Genomic DNA, 19098 nt, shown 5'->3' with positions numbered 1-19098 from the left:
TATATGAATTATGTACTTTTGGATACCAACTTATATTACTAAGAGAGTATTTACACTATAGTTCTACTAAAAAAACCTTAGAAGAATTATAGAAATAAAGGCTATCTATAATGCTATCTAACCAAAAACAAATGGAACAGGAGATAATTCTGCCAAGTATCAAGGTATTAGGCAAGGACTTATTGTATTTGACCAAGGCGCAAAAGGTCTGGACTATTACGAAACCATTTCTGTGTTGTTTCGGATATTTTTATTTTGCTAGTAATGAATTATGGATCTTGGCAATCCTATCTGTTGTTATATTGATGTTTGTTACTTATGTTTCGACATCTCACGACCTTGTACACGGAACTTTAAAATTACATCCTGGTGTAAATAGATTTTTCTTATCAATTATTGAAATGTTAACCTTAAGAAGCGGTCACGCTTTTAAAGTATGTCATATAAACCACCATCGCAATTTTCCTAAAGAAAATGATATTGAAGGTGCTTCTATACATATGAAACCGTACGAATTAATTCTTGAAGGCATTATTTATTTGTACAAACTATTTTTTTGGGCACGAAAACATTCTAAGACTAAAGATAGAATTTGGATACATGCTGAAGGGACCTTATTTCTGATATATATAGTAATAGCAATACTACTATACCAACACTATCCTTTTTTATTATATTATTTTTTATTAGTTCAAATGGGAAGTTGGCTGTATCCGCTATTTACAGTATATATCCCCCATAAAGTAAATTATACGCATCCAATATTTCAAACAAAACTATTTAGAGGTCCGATCATAAGCTTCTTCTTTGCTCACCATAATTATCATTTAGAACATCATTTGTATCCCATGGTTCCTCATCAAAACTGGAGAAAACTTGGAAAAAGATTACTGCCGTATCTTAAAAATTACAATCTCGAAACTATCAAATTATAAAGTAAAAAATTAATGAAATTATATCGCCTATTTATTAAAAATGGAATTATTCCTTTTGTTGTTTTGGGCATTATACTATTGTTTATTGGTGTATTTTTAATAGGGCAATCGCTTTCTGGAAGCTTTTTACCTCATGATATTGATATTATAGGCATGACAGCAAAACAACTTTCTAGCTATAAAAATGGGAAAATTGTAAAGTTCATGTTTCATGATCGTGTTTCTTACGGAGGTGCTTTAATTACGGTTGGTATCTTATATCTTTGGTTAGCATTAGTTCCATTACAGAAAAAAGAGCCCTGGGCATGGTGGGTTCTTTTTATATCAGGCATTTATGGTTTTGCAAGTTTTTTCTCTTATTTGGGATATAATTATTTTGACTCATGGCACGCACTAGGAACAATAGCAATAACTCCATTATTTATATTAGGATTATATCATTCTTATCAGAAAGAACGAAAATATCAATTTAATTCTCTTTTAAAAAAACAGAAAAAATTTCATCTAAGTTCAAGATTGGGTAGAGGAAATTGTTTAATGCTACTAAGTGCTTTAGCACTTTTTCTGGGAGGTGCAATTATAATGATGGTAGGTATGACGTCTGTTTTTGTTCCTCAAGATCTTGCCTTTATGGATATCAAAGTATGTGGGCTTCAGGATATAAACCCTAACCTCATTCCTGTAATAGCACATGATAGAGCTTCATTTGGCGGTAGTTTAGCTACTATCGGTATTATGTTATATTTTATAATTTGGTACGCTAACCCTTCGAAAATCTTATGGGAAACTTTGGCAATTGCAATAACCATAGGATATTCTTCTGCTATTTTAGTTCATTTTGCTATCGGGTATTTAAATTTTGCTCATTTATTTCCTGCGTTTTTAGGAGTATTCATTTTTATTACCGGGCTCTTCTGGATAGAAAATGATTGGTCAAAAAAATAATGAATAGTCTTTTTACTTACATTAATTAACTTAATGTGAATACTGAATAAAGAAAATTTACGTTAAATTATTTTTTCTAAGTTTCTCATACAATACATATATGAATTATGTATTTTTGGGTATAAACAGACTTCATACTTGTTCTATATGTCAATTTCGGTATCTAATATTTCTAAACTTTATAATGATCAAAAAGCACTTAATGCTATTTCTTTTGCAATAAAACAAGGTGAGATTGTTGGTTTTCTTGGTCCTAACGGGGCGGGTAAATCGACTATGATGAAAATTCTAACGACCTATCTTGATCCCTCTGAGGGCTCTGCCGTTGTTAATAATTTTGATATATACTCACAAGCTATTGATGTACAAAAAAGTATAGGGTACCTTCCTGAACATAACCCTTTGTATTTGGAAATGTATGTACGAGAGTATTTAGCATTTAATGCCCGAGTATATAAGATTTCAAAATCCAGAATTGAAGAAGTAATCAAACTAACAGGGTTAACTCCAGAGGCCAATAAAAAAATCAGTCAACTTTCTAAGGGATATCGCCAGCGAGTTGGTTTGGCATGTGCATTACTTCATGATCCTCAAGTTTTAATACTGGATGAACCTACAACAGGTTTAGATCCCAATCAACTAGTAGAGATTAGAGAATTAATAAAAACAATTGGTAAAGAAAAAACAGTTTTTTTATCTACTCACATAATGCAAGAGGTTGAAGCAATGTGTGATCGGGTCATTATTATTAACAAAGGAGAAATTGTTGCAGACAAATATTTACATGAAATAGCAGACGAGATCGATCAGATTATCGAAGTCGAGTTTGATTATCGTATAGAAGAAGCTTTTTTACAAAAACTGTCTAATGTAAGTGATGTAAAAAACATTCATGGGTTTGTTTATCAAATTACTTTTGATACTAAAACGGATATGCGCCCAGTAGTTTTTGACTTTGCCCATGATAATAAGCTAAAGATATTACAGCTATCTCGAAAAAATAAAAACCTGGAAGGTTTGTTTAGAGAACTCACTAACCCTTCTTAAATATAATTCTTACACCTATATTTTAATCCTTTTATTGACAATGACTTGTCTTTTCTATATCATTTAAAATATCTTTGAGTTTTTCTACAGAAATCGGTTTAACGATATAATCGCTTACATACTCAAAAGATTTAGCTCTTAGGATATCTTCTGGATCAACAGATGAGGAAACGACGTAAATAATTATTTTCTTCTTGCATGGTACTTTTACAAATTCTTCCAAAAACTGTATCCCGTCTAGCACTGGCATATTTAAATCCAACAAAATAACATCTGGTAATTTTTCATTTGCCGAAATAATCGCTTTTAGATTATTTAATGCTTCTTCTCCATTTCGGAAGACCATAAAGCCATTGCAAAAATCAACAAGTTCCATTATTTTTTTAATCCCAAATACAAAAATTGGGTCATCATCAATAATACAAGCTATATCAATTTTTTTCATGTTTCATATAAATTTTAAAAGTTGTTCCTTTATTTACTGTGCTTTCTACTTCAATTTTACCGCCCATGGCTTCTACCTGGTTCTTAGTAATAAATAGTCCTATACCTCTGGCTTCTTTATTATTATGAAAAGTCTTATACATCCCAAATAGTTTGGCCTGATGTCTTTTCAGATCAATCCCCAATCCATTATCCTTAATATTTAAGATCACAAATTCACCTTCTATTCTGGTACTTAAATCGATATAACTCTCCCTTTCTTCAGAACTATATTTTATCCCATTAGTTATAAAATTTAGTAAAATACTATCTAAGTATGCCGGGATTCCTAAAATATTTATATCTGGTTGTGTATTATTATTTATAGTCACGATAGTCTCTTTTGCAATAGCAGAAACGCTTTCGGTGACTTTGTTAATTGCTTCATATAAATTCAACCCAACTAAATTCTCATCAACAGAAGTATTCATTAAGACTACTTCATTTAAATGTACTATGGTTTCGGTAAGATTCTCTGATGCTGTTTTAAAAAGTTGAATGATTTCATTATCCTCAATCTCTGGATTCTCCTGAATAAACAGGTCTAGCAACATTTGAAAATTCCCAGAATGTGATTTTAAATTATGCGAAACTATATGCGCAAAATTACGCAGTCTTTTATTTTGATCTTCTGCAACTGTTAACCATGATTTTAAATCCTGCTCTACTTTTTTAATCTCACTAATATCGGTTGCTACCCCAAGATATCCATTAATCACTCCTTTGGTTTTTATAGGAGACAATGTAACCTGAACAGGAAAGCAAATGCCATCCTTTCTTACATGCGTCCACTCTTTTACATCATACTCCTGATTTTCGAGTAATGCTGTAAAAACCTCAAAACCTTTAATTTCTTGATCTAGCTGTAATGATAGTTCTTTCTCTCTCTTTTCTATTTCTTCTTTTTGGTGTAATAGTAAAAGTGATTTTTTTAATATTATTTCCTCTTTGGTATACCCTAACAGGTTTTCTGCCCCTTTATTAAATGTAGTGATCAGACCATTCTTATCTGTACCAATGATACTTACCTGAGTTATATCATCGATTATACTTTTTAATTCACCAACAGTATTCTGCAGCTTTTGCCTGGCAATAATTTTATGGCTTATATCTGCAATTTGAGCAATAAAATAGGTAGGTTTATCACTCTCTCCTTTAATAACCGAAACCGAAAGGTTGATATATACAATATGGCCATCTTTATGAAAGCATCTTTCCTCCATATTGCTATACAACGTTTCTCCTTTAAAAAGTTTTTGAAATAACGTATTACTTATTGCTAAATCATCCGGATGAAGAATATCTTTAAAAGCCAGCTTTGTCAATTCGTTATTAGAATACCCAAGAATCTCACACAGTTTATAATTTACTTTTGTGAAATGACCTTTTTGATCCAACATCACCATTCCTATTGCAGCATTTTCAAAATTTCTCCTAAACATTTCTTCGCTAATGCGTAGACCTATTTCTGCTTTTTTGGTTCTAGTGATATCTGCAGTATGCATTAAGATACCTCCTATTTTATTTTCATCGGTATACCATGGTCTCAACTCCCAGGCAAGCCACTGCACAGATCCATCTAATCTTTCGAAACGATCTTCTTCGCTTTTTAATACTTCTCCATTAAGGCATCTTTTATGATCATCTTTCCATTTTTCTCCTATTTCGGGAAAAACGTCATAATGTGATTTACCTATAATAGTATCATCACTAATATTATAATCTTCATACCATTTTTGAGAAACTGCCAAATAACGCATATCAGTATCGAACATCGCTATAGCACTTGGAGCCTGTTGTATAAATAACTTGTTTTTTTCTAAATCCTTCTTACTCTCCGTGATTTCCTGATGTGAACCAATCATCCATTCTGGATTTCCTTCTGAGTCCCAGCTTACTACTTTTCCACGATCCAACACCCATATCCATTCTCCATTTTTATGTTTCATTCTGGCTTCACATTCATAAAAAGGTGTTTTTCCAGAAAAATGATCTTCTAATAGTTTATTAGATTTTTCCAAATCATCGGGATGCACTGATTCTGCCCATGTATTGATAGAAACTGGTTCTAACTCTAAGAGCGTATACCCAGCTATATTAGCCCACCTCTCATTAAACATAGTTTCTCCTGTTTTTACATTCCATTCCCAAGTCCCCAGGTTTGTCCCTTCAATAATGTGTTGGTAACGATCTACCTGCCTTTGTAGCTGTATTTCTACTTTTTTTAATTTAGTAATGTCGGTATGAGCGCCCAACATTCGTACTGGTTTTCCTTTACTATCGCGTATCGCTAATCCTCTACAATGAATCCATACGGTATGCCCAAATTTATGTTTATACCTTACGATTTGATCATACGGATGTGAAGGATCTTTACAATGTTTTGTAAAATTAAGAAATACTACTTCTAAGTCTTCTTTATTTATAATATCCTGCCATGCAGAAGCATTATGTGGCATCTTATTGGGATCATATCCCAAAGTGGTCCAAAACTTAGAATTCATCCACTCGTTTTCGGGATTATCTAAATCCCAAAACCAAAGCCCATCAAGGCTCGATTTTTGTATAAAATCAAAAATATAATCGTCTTTCTTAATAAGAGCATACAGTTCTTCTTTAAGATAATTTTCTTCTACATTCTCAACATCTTGAGTCTTATCAAACTGATTTTGAATCATTTTTAAATATAAAATTTGGAATAAAATCCTGGTGTCTTATAAAGTTAGACATTAATTTCAATTAGAAAGATTTAAATTCCGCAAACTTTTTATGGTGTTACCTTACTATTGTTTTAAGTAAACTTTGTTGAAATCAGTTCGAAATGGAAACGATACTATAGAAGAAAAAGAAATGTAAAAGCAACACAGGTATTCTATTTATCAATGCTAAGGAGAGGCGTATTGAATAACTATTGAAATATAAGTTTTCCCGTAAAAAATGTTTCTACTTCAACAATTGAAGGTCTGTTCACCGAAATTACATCTCCTGTACTTCGTATCTCTCCTGTAATTGATTGTTGAGGATTTACTATAATTTTATTGGTCCCTCTATGAAAAACCTGAACATTCTCTGCTACTAAATTAGCTCCTTCAAATCTTCCGGTTCCGGAAGCAAAATTGACATCTAATGTCTGTACTGTTCCAGTTATAAAAAATGAAGCAATATTATTTCCTACAACATTAATAGATTCACAATCTACACTCAAATTGAATGTTCCTGTTGTAGTTTCGGTATTTTCACCAAAATCTTCAGATAATAATGTTAATGAAGTATAGTTTAATACCCCATCGGATGAGATATCGAATTGTGTTCCACTCCTTATTTCTGTAATATTAGGAGCAGTAACAAAAATCTTAGTTTGATTAAAATCTCTAAAAAATGCACAATCATTAGTATTACTAAGCACCAGTCGATCATCTTCGACTATTGCCGAAACTTCGTTTAGCAAATTATCTCCCGTTTCAATAATTACTGAAGTAATAGCACCTTCTTTTACGATTAGTTCTATATTTGGATTTACCAAAATACGTGTAAAATCAGTAACTTCAATTTCTTTTCTAACTATTGTTCCTGTTCTTTGAAAACAATCTGAAGCATTTTCAGAATCACAACCAAATAAAAATAATACAACCCATATCCCTATACATCTTACTACTATATATTTTAAAAAAGACTTCGACATGTCAAGTCCAACATTCTGTTTTTTTAAACTTACATTAAGATTCATCTGTTCTTTTTTATTGTTTTTTAGTTGTCAGATGGAATTTGCCATTTAACATCTTGGTTGGTATCCATTCGATTGTTATGGCTCATTTCAGCAGTATTTTTATAATCTATACCCTATCGAAAACTCCATAGCCTCAGCTTTGGCAGCATGAGATCTAACAGTTAGCGAACCAAATATGTTTTTAGTAAAATAATATTGAACTCCTGCTCTAAGATACGTTTGTCCTTCAAAATCATAAGGATAATACACATAATACCCTACCTGTGTAAGTACAGAAATTCTATTTACTCTTAATTCGTGCCCCAGGAACATTCCTACTCGTTTAGCATCTTCATCCCCTGTAGTTCCATCATTAAACCCTCCTGCTGCTCTAAAATCTATATAACGCTCCAAGGTTTTAGAAAAAAACACTTCTGCTCCTAACTGAATGGCACTTTTTTTATTTAATCTCTTATCTACAAAACCTCCAAACGTATAAAAAGGAAATCTTCCCGATCCTACTACATCACTTTCATTAACTCCACTTCTAAAAATAAAACCATAACCTATTGGTTCTCCTCCTTTAAGAGCTCCTTCTTCCTTCTCTATGTATTCTGGGGTTTCCTGATCTAATGTGTAGGTTATTCCTGCATTTAAGAACAATGTATTAGTACTTTTATTTGGCGCCTTAGAATTTCCATTAGAATAATGGACAACTCCTAAACCTGCTTGTAACCCAAAACCCTTAATAAGGTTCTCCTTTTTAGCTTGTAATAAAAAATAAGTTCCGCTGGATAAATGTGTACCATGAGCTACATTTCTATAATTATCATCTTCATCATAAGGGTTTGTGCTATACCCAATTCCTTGGCCTATTCTAAGGTTTAGATACCGTTTTAAGAAATAAAAATTATAATGGACAAACAGACCTAAATGCTTTCCCAAAAACTCATTATCCATATCTTGATATAAAAAAGAAACGCCATAATCAGGATAATTATATAATCGTTGCCATTTTTTATCTCCAAATGTTTTGCGCTGAAAGGAAAGAATCACACCAGATGGATGACCCGTAATTAAATGCGAAATATCGGGATTATGTTTTAGTATGGTGCCATAAAAGTTATTGACATCCAGTGTATAATGTATTTTAGATTCTGTCTGAGCGTACGTACCAAAATGAACGATAAAGATGAGTAAATAAATCCTTTTTATCATGCGGCAAAAGTATGATAGACCTTCGAGGTTTCCAAACACTCATAGGTTTGGTTTTATCTTAGCATTATTTCATCACTACAAATATCTTAAAATCAGCATATTAAAAATATAAAAGTTCAGAAACGTCTGCTTTTACAGTTTTACCTAAGGTCTTATTTTTTTGCAGCATTTGCAGTTTCAGAAGTTAAAGAGTCATCATCACTAGAGCATGATATAACCATTGCTCTAATGAATAGCACAACAAAGAATTTCAAATTTTTCATTTGTTTTAGTTTAAAGTTTTTTAGAGTATTTTTCTATCACTGCAGTAATACAGGTGAAAAAATCCGTTTTGTGCAGGATGAAAAGTTCCCTGTAAACAGTGAATCTGATAAAAAAGCAACTATTTTATGCTGTTTATAGTTCATAAAAAAACCCTGCTAGACCTTAATCTAACAGGGTTACACTAAAATTATATACTTAAAATTGGCAATAATTGCCGTTCTCTTATGTTTAGGAAAGAATGTTTTTTTAAAAGACTCCCTCGGCAATCTTTCTAATATTATCAGATTTACCCATTGAATAATAATGCAATACAGGAACTCCAAACTCCATCAGTTCTTTAGATTGTTGTATTGCAAACTCAATTCCTACCTCTCTGACTTCCTTATTTGTTTTACATTTCTCTACTGCTCTCACCAATTCATCTGGCATATCCAGTTTAAAAACCTGAGGTAATAATTGTAAATGTCTTTTTACTGCTACGGGTTTAATCCCAGGGATTATAGGCACTTTAATTCCTGCTTCTCTAGCTCTTTTCACGAAATCAAAATATCTTTTGTTATCAAAAAACATTTGGGTCACTACATAATCTGCTCCTGCATCTACTTTGTCTTTTAATCTTCTGATATCAGAATCTACAGAAGGAGCTTCCATATGTTTTTCTGGGTAGCCGGCAACTCCAATACAAAAATCGGATTTGTTATCTGTTTCAATCACTTCATGAAGAAATTTTCCTTTATTCATATTCAATATCTGCTCTACCAGCTCATTAGCATAACTATGCCCTCCTTTGGTAGGGGTAAAATATTTTTCTTCCTTCATTGCATCACCACGTAAAGCCATTACATTTTCAATACCCAAATAGTGACAATCTACCAATAAATATTCTGTTTCTTCTTTGGTAAACCCACCGCATAACACATGAGGGATTGTATCTACATTGTATTTATGAGTAATCGAAGCACAAATACCTACAGTACCTGGTCGCATACGGGTTAGTTTTTTATCTAACAACCCTTCTCTATCTATATAAATAAATTCCTCCCGAGACGTAGTCACATCAATAAAAGGAGGATTAAACTCCATTAATGGGTCAATATTATCATATAATTCTTGTATGCTTCTCCCTTTTTGAGGCGGTATTAATTCAAAAGAAAATAATGTTTTTTCTTTAGCTTTTTTTATGTGATCTGTTACTTTCATCTAATCTATAATTCCTGATTCTTCGTTTATCATTTTTGGTATTAGGATAATTATCATTATCTGTATTTTTAGACTTACGTTTTTAATATCTCTGTATCGTATACAAAGTGTTAACATGAAGTCTCTTCTTTACAAAATACCTTATTCTTTATTTTAATTGACTATATACCATATTGATTTGTCCCAAATGATATATATCATGCTGTATCACTCCATTTACCATGTATCCATTTCGATATTGACGGCCAGCTACTTGTTCATTCAGCCATGAATCTGGTTTTGTTAATAGCAATTCGCATATTATATTTTGAGTTTCGACTAATTCTTCAAGAGTTTTTTTCTTTTCTTTTTCATTTCGTATTGAAACATTTTTTCTCCAATCCTTTTCAGAGTTTAAATCAATATCAAAAGCTCTATTTTCTTTTAGTTTTTCGATAACAAACCCTCTCCAATCTATAAGATGATATACTAGTTCTGATATAGAGTGCGACACTTTTTTCGGCTTTTCATTCCAAAAAAGTGCAGGAATATGCTCTAATGATTTTAATATAGAAGTACCAAACCATGGCTCTCCTTCAAAAACCTCATCATACTTTCTAATGCTATCTTTTATACTCATTGGGTTCGTATTTATTTAGTCCACTATATTGGGACTCAACCATTTCTTTGCATACTCAAAATCTATATTCTTTCGTTTTGCAAAATCTTTTACCTGATCTTCTTTCATTTTTCCTAATCCAAAATATCGAGCTTCGGGATTAGCAAAATAATATCCAGATACAGATGCTGCCGGCCACATAGCCAGGCTTTCGGTTAATTCTACTCCGATTTGTTCTTTAACACGAAGTAATTCCCAAATTGTTATCTTTTCGAGATGATCCGGGCAAGCTGGATATCCAGGTGCGGGTCGAATACCTTTATAGGCTTCTTTTATTAATTCTTCATTGGTTAATGATTCATCATTAGCATATCCCCAATCTTCTATACGTACTTTTTTATGTAAATATTCTGCAAAAGCTTCGGCTAAACGATCTGCTAATGCCTTAATCATAATAGAATTATAGTCATCGTGATCAGCTTCAAAAGCTTCTGCAAGTTCCTTCGTTCCAAAACCTGTTGTTACACAAAAACATCCCATATAATCTTGAATTCCGCTTTCTTTTGGTGCTACAAAATCAGACAACGCAAAATTGGGTTTTCCTGCATGTTTTTTTAATTGTTGACGTAGTGTTCTGAATTTAAAAACTCCTTGTTCTGAAGACACCTCAATATCATCATCATCTACCATATTAGCCTCGAACAATCCATATACGGCTTTTGCTCCTAATAATTTTTCATCAAACACTCTTTGCAATAATTCTCGCGCATCTTTAAATAAAGATGTAGCTTGTTCTCCAACCACGGTATCAGTTAAAATAGCAGGGTATTTACCATGTAAGTCCCAGGATCTAAAAAACGGAGACCAATCGATATAAGGTTCTAGTTTTTTCAAATCAAAATCTTCTATAACCTTAACTCCTAGTTTGTTTGGTGTTACAATTTCGGAGGTTTGCCAATCAATTACATATTTATTTTTTCTGGCTTCCTTGATACTCAGATATTCTTTTTGTTTTGTTCTCTTTAGAAATCCATCTCTAAATTTTTCATAATCTTCTTTAAGATTACCTACATATTTTTGGTTGCTTCTTTTATTCAGTAAATCACCAACAACTGTTACCGCTCTTGATGCGTCATTAACGTGCACTACTGCATTTTTATATTGTGGATCGATCTTAACTGCGGTATGAGCTTTTGATGTAGTTGCCCCACCAATCAATAAAGGAATATTGAAATTCTTACGTTCCATTTCTTTAGCTAGATGAACCATTTCATCTAGAGATGGAGTTATCAAGCCACTTAATCCAATGATATCTACTTGTTCATCGATTGCCGTCTGAATAATTTTATCAGGAGGAACCATTACACCAAGGTCTACAATTTCATAATTATTACATCCTAATACTACCGAAACAATATTTTTACCAATATCATGCACATCACCTTTTACCGTTGCCATTAAAATGCGGCCATTAGAATCATTTTCTTTTACGACACCCCCAGAAAGTGCATTCTTTTTCTTTTCTTCTTCAATAAATGGAAGTAAATACGCTACTGCTTTTTTCATTACTCTGGCGGATTTGACTACCTGAGGTAAAAACATTTTACCAGATCCAAAAAGATCACCAACAACATTCATTCCTGTCATCAGATTTCCTTCTATAACTTCTATGGGTTTATCTGCTATTTGCCTTGCTTCTTCTACATCTTCTACTATATATTGATCAATCCCTTTCACAAGGGCTCTTGTAATTCTATCCTGTAATGGTTCTTCTCTCCAGGAAAGATCAACCACCCTCTCTTTACTGGTTCCTTTAACCGTTTCTGCAAAATCCAATAGTCGTTCGGTAGCGTCATCTCTTCGATCCAGAATTACATCTTCTACATGTTCTAAAAGATCTTTAGGAATATCGTCATACACCTCTAACATTGCAGGATTTACAATCCCCATATTCATTCCGGCCTTAATTGCATGATACAAAAAAACGGAATGCATAGCTTCGCGAACTGTATTATTTCCTCTAAAGGAAAATGAAACATTACTTACACCACCACTTACACTACTATGTGGTAGATTTTCTCTTACCCATCGTGTGGCTTCAATAAAATCGATGGCATTTTTACGATGCTCTTCCATTCCGGTTGCAACCGGAAATATATTTAAATCAAATATGATATCTTCTGGTGGAAAACTCAGTCTGTTAACCAATATATCATAAGATCGTTTTGAGATTTCGATACGACGCTCATAATTATCTGCTTGTCCTACCTCATCAAATGCCATTATAATTACAGCAGCACCATATCTTTTTATGGCTTTTGCATGTGATATAAACTCTTCTTCACCTTCTTTAAGGCTTATAGAATTTACCACACATTTTCCTTGCACTACTTGCAATCCAGCTTCGATGATTTCCCATTTAGAGCTATCTATCATAATGGGTACTCGGGCAATATCTGGTTCTGCCATTATAAGATTAAGAAATCTTACCATTGCATCCTTACCATCGATTAAGCCATCATCCATATTGATATCAATGACCTGTGCTCCTCCTTCTACCTGATGCCTTGCTATATCTAAAGCTTCATCAAATTTTTCTTCCTTGACTAAACGTAAAAACTTGCGTGACCCTGCTACATTAGTTCGTTCTCCAACGTTAATAAAATTCGTTTCAGCAGAAACAATCATTGGCTCCAGACCAGAGAGTTTAAGATATTTTCTTTTTTCCTTAGTACTCATATGCTATACTTCTACTCCTACTACTCTTGGTTTATAATCTTTTGCTAAATCTGCTATTGCTTTGATATGTTCTGGAGTGGTCCCACAACAACCGCCTATAATATTTACTAAGTTTTTTTCCATGTATTCTTTAATCTGTTCTGCCATTTGTTCTGGTGTTTCGTCATACTCTCCAAACGCATTTGGCAGTCCGGCATTAGGATGTGCAGATATTCCAAAACTTGCTTTCTGAGCTAAAACTTCTAAATAAGGAGTTAATTGATTTGCTCCCAATGCACAATTAAATCCAACAGATAACATCGGAATATGAGATAGCGAAATTAAAAATGCTTCTGCTGTTTGGCCCGATAATGTTCTACCACTTGCATCTGTTATCGTACCACTTACCATAATTGGAACATCGATATTTTTTTCATCTTTTACCTCTTCAATTGCAAAAAGTGCTGCTTTGGCATTTAATGTATCGAAAATGGTTTCTACCAATAAAATATCTACACCTCCATCTAATAGTGCTTCGACCTGTTGTTTATAAGCGATTCTTAATTCATCAAAAGTTACTGCTCTATATCCTGGGTCATTTACATCGGGAGACATACTTGCTGTTCTGTTTGTTGGGCCAATAGATCCTGCTACAAAACGAGGTTTATGAGGTTCTTTTTCTGTCAACTCATCTGCTACTTCTTTGGCAATTTTTGCCGACTGATAATTTAGTTCATAAACCAAATCTTCCATTTCATAATCAGCCATAGCTATGGTTGTTCCCGAAAAGGTGTTGGTTTCTACAATATCTGCACCTGCTTCAAAATAAAGTCGATGTACTTCTTTTATTGCTTCGGGCTGAGTAATGCTCAACAAATCATTATTACCCTGTACAGGAACAGGCCAATCCTTGAATCGTTCTCCTCTAAAATCTTCTTCTGTAAACTTATGCCTTTGCAGCATGGTTCCCATGGCTCCATCGAGCACAAGGATTCTCTCTTCTAGTATTTTGTATATGTCTTTCATCAATTATCAAATATTATTGTGTATTCCAACCGTAATCTATACTAAGTATAAACCAAACACTGGAAAAACAAAACATTATTTAATTCTTTATTTAAGTAAAGAAAGTGTATCAAGAAAAATAAATGGAAAACATAGCTGAGCTATGAGTTTTGGTTATCTATACCGTTACAACGGATAGAATGTAGCACCTTCTTTACAGGATAAAGGGTTGCTAAGGTTTCATAGGGTCTATTCCCTCCACCTTTCTCGATAACAATTAAAATATATATGAACTAAACAGCAATTGCTGTTAATTTAAGTGCAAATAAAAGACATAGCCTTTTGTTATGCAAGTTTATTTATCAATTTCACCTCGTATTAACAAAAAAAGATTACCCAAAAGGGTAATCTCTATTTTATATGTATATATTTATATTACCTTCGAAGCTCTGAACCTCCAAAACCTCCAGTATTATGCCCTAGAGATATATAATTTGGCCCTTCGACAAATCCTCTTAGAATTCCTCCGTTATTTGTATTCCCTTTAGGAACATCAACCCAATCTAACCATAACTGGCTATAGAAACGACTCCCCCAGGCAACATTGGACCATGTAGGGCGACCATTTACAAAATTACGTTCTCCAAACCAAACTACCATATTACCTATTTGTCTTATATAGTAAATACCTCCATCATCGCCAACCCATCGACCGGTAATATTATTGCTATCATTCACAACTCCAAATCCTGCCTGACGTGGACGAGGGAGATGCGAAGGCCTTACGGTTTTTGTCCAAACTGAACCTCCGAAATTACTCCCGGATATTTTGGTAAAACCACTTCCAAAACAACCTATAGACAATGTTAAATTCCCACTTCCTGCTATTTTACCTTTAGGCACATCATAAAAACTTCCGGTAATTATTTTACCACTAACAGTACCCTTAAAAACATTGGCCCAAATACCTGATGGATGTTCCCCAAACCAGTACACCTTATTTCCAATATGTCTAACATAATAATGCCCTCCATCATTAGCATAATAATACCCAGACAAATTTGGTATAATAGAACACCAATCGATATCTATGATATCAATATTGATTCCGTTTTCCTTCAAATAATTCTCTTTTGCTTTAGTGAGGAATTCTTCTTGTTCTGTATTTAATGTGTTTAATTCTTCGTTTACAATTGATTCTTTTTCACAATTTGTAAATAATAATATACTTGCTAATAAAAGAATGGAAATGCCTAAATTAAATCGATTTTTTTTTGTTCTCATGCCCCTTTGTTTTTTGTGTTTTTTTATACTGTAGTTATGTTAGTTCTCATTAGACAAATACTCCTAACAATGTTTTAAGTCTATTTTCTCAATTCAAAAATACAATCAAAACAGGTCAAAAAACGGGGTCAAAAACCCCATTTTATATAAGTGTAATACATCTATTACAAGAGGAAAACACCTTTTGTCTTTTGTGAGTATTGCAACAAATATATTTAACAAGGGGTCTTTATAAAAAAGAGCTTAACAACAATACTATTCGCTATCATGAACGAATTAATTTCTAAAAAAAGTTGGTGGAATCGAAATTGGAAATGGGTGCTTCCTACAACAGGGATAGTTATTTGTATATTCGTGTTTTTTATGATGACGGGTAATGCTGCATTTAGATACGGATCTGTTTATGTTCAACCCGATCTTACAGGAAATGCTCTTGAAATAGCTAAAAAAAACGATCGTGTTATTGAAAAATTAGGTGAACTATCTCCTATAGATTTCTTTCGGTTACTAGAAGGAGAAGTTGAATATTCAAATCACAATACTTCAATTGCATTAACCGTAGGAATTAGAGGCACCAAAGGAAAAGCTAAACTAGATATCGTAGCCTATAAAAAAGGAGCTAACTGGGAATATCAAAAAATTACCGTTAGAATTAAAAAACCCAAAAAAGAATCTATTAAAATCCTGGGAGAATAATATAATTAAGACTCCGGGGCCAATTCTATTTCTAATCCATCCAACTCGGGAGTAATTGGGATTTGACATCCTAATCTACTATTATCCTCTACATAAAAGGCTTCTGCTAACATCAAATCTTCATCCTGTCCCATTTCTGGTAATTTGTGATCAGATAAAATATAGCATTGACAAGAAGCACACATGGCCATTCCCCCACAGGTTCCTTCTACTGGTAATTCATAAGCTTTACAAACCTCCATTAAATTCATAGCCATATCTGTCGGTGCTTGTATCTCATGTACTACACCTTCTCTATCTTTTATTTTTATGGTAACATCTGACATATCTTTTTATTTCTGTTTACAAATATAATCAAAGACCTTACCGATTTTATTTAAGGTCTTTTGCATTTTATTTTAAATTGTTTAGCGTATTTTATCTAAGAGTCGTATCTCGTTTTTTTAAACCAGTAATTATGAAGATTTTGAAGGATCAAATATACTGAATCTTATAAAAAATCATTCAAATAATAATCATTTATTAACATCTATTTTATAAAAACTAAACCAATAAAAAAAAGTATCTCTTAATGAAAAAAAATAAAATCAATACTATTATCTACCTTTCATCATTATTATGTTAAAGAAATAGGGGAAAAAAAGAAGATATCACAGTTTTAGCTTATATTTTTTTTGTTCTAACCAGCCGGTAAAAACGACTACTAATAAAGAAAAGATAAAAGATATAAACAGCCCTAAGCCAGAAGAGTTCAAAATATCAGGAAATTTAATATCGGTAATGGCATACATTGGATATAAAAAATAAGGGATCATATAACATGTTAATGTTGCTGTACCAGCCGGAGCAATTATCTTTGCCCAGCTAGTTTGTTTTTTCACATCTGTGATGTAATACAATATTGTAAACATAAGAAAACCTATTCCTGTGCAGATAGCTAACCAAGATGGTGTTCCTTGTATTTTAGAAATACCCCAATATGGTCTGGTTGCTATTCCATAAATAACATGTAGTACTCCTAATCCTATTAAACTTATATATCGCCATTTTATGTTTGTTCCTGATAACTTTTTAAATATTAATGTTGCTACAATACCAGCAGTAGTAAATGCGGGAATAGTACCTGTATATAATGTAGAGAAAAAAGTAATATTATCATTTTCGAAAATTAGCTTATCGGTCTGATTCAATATAGAGAGCAGGTTAAAAATCACCCATAAAATAACCATTATCGTAATATTCCTTTTACTATATAGGTAAATTAACCCATTTATGACATAAGCCCAACCAATAAGTCCTAAAATACCCCACCAATGTATTTTCATCCAACTCTCCCCCCTAGAACCTCCATTGTATATAACTGCCAAAAAAATAAGTATAATAATTCCTAAGACATGAAAATAAACATGCCATTTTTTTTGAATTGGACTTTTTTTCCAATTCATCCAAATTAATAATATGGCCAGGGCCATAAGTAAACCCCAAAAATATTTTCCAATAATAATGCTTTCATGGTGAGCTGTTTCATAGTTTACCATAAAAAAACCAATTAACAACAATGAAAAAGATCTTATAATTATATGCTTTGCTATTAAAGTTTTACTTTCTTTTTTAGCAAGTCTATTTTCGATTGCATAAGGAATACTAAGGCCAACAATAAATAAAAACAACGGAAAAATAATATCAGAAAAACCCATATAATCTTCACTAGCAGTCGCATGTTGAAGCCACTTAGGAATATCTGTAAGTGTCCAGAAGTCATTTACCCAGATCATTAAAACCATTGTTAAAGCTCTAAAAATATCTATTGATGCTATTCTCATATTTAAAAATCTTTATTAATTGTTTTTTGCAAGACTTCCCAATGTGCATCTGTCATCCTATTTGGTGTAAATAAACAAATGCCAGTGGCTCCATTTTGAATAGATTCAATAATTGCGGCTTCTAATTCTTCGGGTAATAGCCCATGATTTTCGGGATCTGTTTCATTTGCTTTATTTTTAGGTTTCGGACAAATGAATAAACCACTATAAACAGGTTTCTTACTATTAACAGCAGTTACTTCTTCTTTTGTTAGCTCGCCAATCCATTTTGTATCTTCTAGATAGAAGTCATTATAATTCATAGGGAAAAACGCGTCCAAATTCCATGTATTCCACTCTTGTCTTACTAATTTTTTTGCAATAGAATTTGGTCCTGGAAACACTGCCGCATTAATCACTTTATTTTTGTCATGCACTACATCTGCCAATCTATTCACCATTTTAGTTATCAAATCATAACGAAATTGTTTCCATTCTCCTACTTGCGAAGGATCTTCAACATCTTTAATATCAATACCTGATAATGATTTAAAATCATGAACGCATTTATCGCAGTAACAATAATCAAATTGGGGATATTCTTTATCCATTACCAGGTTATATTTTTCCCATAATCCTTTTGCCAAAATCACATCTGGAAACCGGATATAGTCTAGATGAATTCCATCTACTTCTTCTACATCAGCAACACTTCTGTAAAGGTTTTTAAGGAAATCATACACTTCATCTTTATTAGGGCATAAAAACTGGTAATGCGAAACATATGCCGGTTTATCATATGCAGATTCACCATTTCGATTAATAGCATACCATTCTGGTTTTAATTTTGGATTAGAGTTTTGTATCATGGTCGGTATCCATGCATGAAACTCCATTCCCGTTTGCTTAACAATTTTACCAACTCTTTTATAGATTAAAGGATCATGGCCTGCAGAATACATTAAACCATCTATTCCTTTATTTTTTAATTCCTGAAATTGTTTTTTCAATTCTTCATCTGATGCATTTTCGGGTAAATGTGCCCATGCATAAACAGATATTTTGTTTTTAGTAATTACACTTTTTTCAGTTTCAGCTTTATTTTTACAAGCAATTAACACAAAAACAATCGAAAGAATAGAAAATAGCTTTTTCATAAGAACGTTTAAAAAAAATTAGAACCATAGGTAAAGAAAA

General features: G+C 32.6%; 16 protein-coding genes and 1 riboswitch. Of the genes, 4 read left to right on the top strand and 12 right to left on the bottom strand.

The window, feature by feature from the left end:
* The first annotated feature begins 131 nt into the window (after positions 1–131).
* The 3 genes from NNH57_RS04420 (at position 132) to gldA (ending at position 2927) form a co-directional block, all read left to right on the top strand.
* Entirely contained in the window at positions 132–935 is an 804-nt protein-coding gene (locus NNH57_RS04420) for a fatty acid desaturase family protein (RefSeq protein WP_159099256.1), read from the top strand.
* A 12-nt stretch (positions 936–947) separates the two neighbouring features.
* Complete coding sequence (locus tag NNH57_RS04415; protein WP_074408498.1) at positions 948–1880, top strand: hypothetical protein; 933 nt, start codon at positions 948–950, stop codon at positions 1878–1880.
* Positions 1881–2027: 147 nt separating this feature from the next.
* Positions 2028–2927, top strand: a complete 900-nt coding sequence (gene gldA / locus NNH57_RS04410; RefSeq protein WP_108808329.1) for a gliding motility-associated ABC transporter ATP-binding subunit GldA — start codon at positions 2028–2030, stop codon at positions 2925–2927.
* Between the two features lie 31 nt (positions 2928–2958).
* Here gldA and NNH57_RS04405 read toward each other — a convergent pair whose 3' ends face one another.
* The 9 genes from NNH57_RS04405 to NNH57_RS04365 all read right to left on the bottom strand — a co-directional run bounded on the left by NNH57_RS04405 (position 2959) and on the right by NNH57_RS04365 (position 15403).
* Positions 2959–3372 (bottom strand): response regulator, encoded by a 414-nt coding sequence (locus NNH57_RS04405; RefSeq protein WP_108808328.1) that lies wholly within the window; start codon positions 3370–3372, stop codon positions 2959–2961.
* Positions 3359–6088, bottom strand: a complete 2730-nt coding sequence (locus NNH57_RS04400) for a PAS domain S-box protein (RefSeq protein ID WP_108808327.1) — start codon at positions 6086–6088, stop codon at positions 3359–3361. Before NNH57_RS04400 ends, NNH57_RS04405 begins: the two co-directional genes overlap by 14 nt.
* A gap of 230 nt (positions 6089–6318) precedes the next feature.
* Entirely contained in the window at positions 6319–7137 is an 819-nt protein-coding gene (locus tag NNH57_RS04395) for a head GIN domain-containing protein (protein ID WP_234423395.1), read from the bottom strand.
* Between the two features lie 99 nt (positions 7138–7236).
* The gene (locus NNH57_RS04390) at positions 7237–8334 is read right to left on the bottom strand and encodes an acyloxyacyl hydrolase (protein WP_108808326.1); all 1098 of its coding nucleotides are present in this window, start codon (positions 8332–8334) and stop codon (positions 7237–7239) included.
* 510 nt (positions 8335–8844) lie between these two features.
* Complete coding sequence (gene metF, locus NNH57_RS04385) at positions 8845–9798, bottom strand: methylenetetrahydrofolate reductase [NAD(P)H] (protein ID WP_108808325.1); 954 nt, start codon at positions 9796–9798, stop codon at positions 8845–8847.
* A 148-nt stretch (positions 9799–9946) separates the two neighbouring features.
* Complete coding sequence (locus NNH57_RS04380) at positions 9947–10417, bottom strand: DinB family protein (RefSeq protein ID WP_074408505.1); 471 nt, start codon at positions 10415–10417, stop codon at positions 9947–9949.
* Positions 10418–10432: 15 nt separating this feature from the next.
* Positions 10433–13135, bottom strand: coding sequence for a methionine synthase (metH, locus tag NNH57_RS04375; RefSeq protein ID WP_108808324.1), 2703 nt, complete (start codon positions 13133–13135; stop codon positions 10433–10435).
* A 3-nt stretch (positions 13136–13138) separates the two neighbouring features.
* A complete protein-coding gene (locus tag NNH57_RS04370) occupies positions 13139–14140 on the bottom strand; it encodes a homocysteine S-methyltransferase family protein (protein ID WP_074408507.1) in 1002 nt (333 codons plus the stop codon).
* Between the two features lie 150 nt (positions 14141–14290).
* Positions 14291–14396, bottom strand: a riboswitch (SAM riboswitch).
* Positions 14397–14554: 158 nt separating this feature from the next.
* A complete protein-coding gene (locus NNH57_RS04365) occupies positions 14555–15403 on the bottom strand; it encodes a hypothetical protein (RefSeq protein ID WP_074408508.1) in 849 nt (282 codons plus the stop codon).
* Between the two features lie 267 nt (positions 15404–15670).
* Between NNH57_RS04365 and NNH57_RS04360 the strand changes: the two genes are divergently transcribed.
* Positions 15671–16099 (top strand): cytochrome c oxidase assembly factor Coa1 family protein, encoded by a 429-nt coding sequence (locus tag NNH57_RS04360; RefSeq protein ID WP_082994920.1) that lies wholly within the window; start codon positions 15671–15673, stop codon positions 16097–16099.
* 5 nt (positions 16100–16104) lie between these two features.
* Here NNH57_RS04360 and NNH57_RS04355 read toward each other — a convergent pair whose 3' ends face one another.
* The 3 genes from NNH57_RS04355 to NNH57_RS04345 form a co-directional block, all read right to left on the bottom strand.
* Positions 16105–16425: a 2Fe-2S iron-sulfur cluster-binding protein gene (locus NNH57_RS04355; protein WP_074408510.1), complete on the bottom strand. Its 321-nt coding sequence runs from the start codon at positions 16423–16425 to the stop codon at positions 16105–16107.
* Between the two features lie 324 nt (positions 16426–16749).
* Complete coding sequence (locus NNH57_RS04350; RefSeq protein WP_108808323.1) at positions 16750–17922, bottom strand: heparan-alpha-glucosaminide N-acetyltransferase domain-containing protein; 1173 nt, start codon at positions 17920–17922, stop codon at positions 16750–16752.
* Positions 17923–17924: 2 nt separating this feature from the next.
* Positions 17925–19058, bottom strand: a complete 1134-nt coding sequence (locus NNH57_RS04345; RefSeq protein WP_108808322.1) for a glycoside hydrolase family protein — start codon at positions 19056–19058, stop codon at positions 17925–17927.
* Positions 19059–19098 lie beyond the last annotated feature (40 nt).

This window comes from Aquimarina spinulae (genome assembly GCF_943373825.1).
Taxonomy (GTDB): domain Bacteria; phylum Bacteroidota; class Bacteroidia; order Flavobacteriales; family Flavobacteriaceae; genus Aquimarina; species Aquimarina spinulae.
The sequence above is the reverse complement of the archived record's forward strand: the minus strand, read 5'-3'. Positions and strand labels throughout refer to the sequence as shown.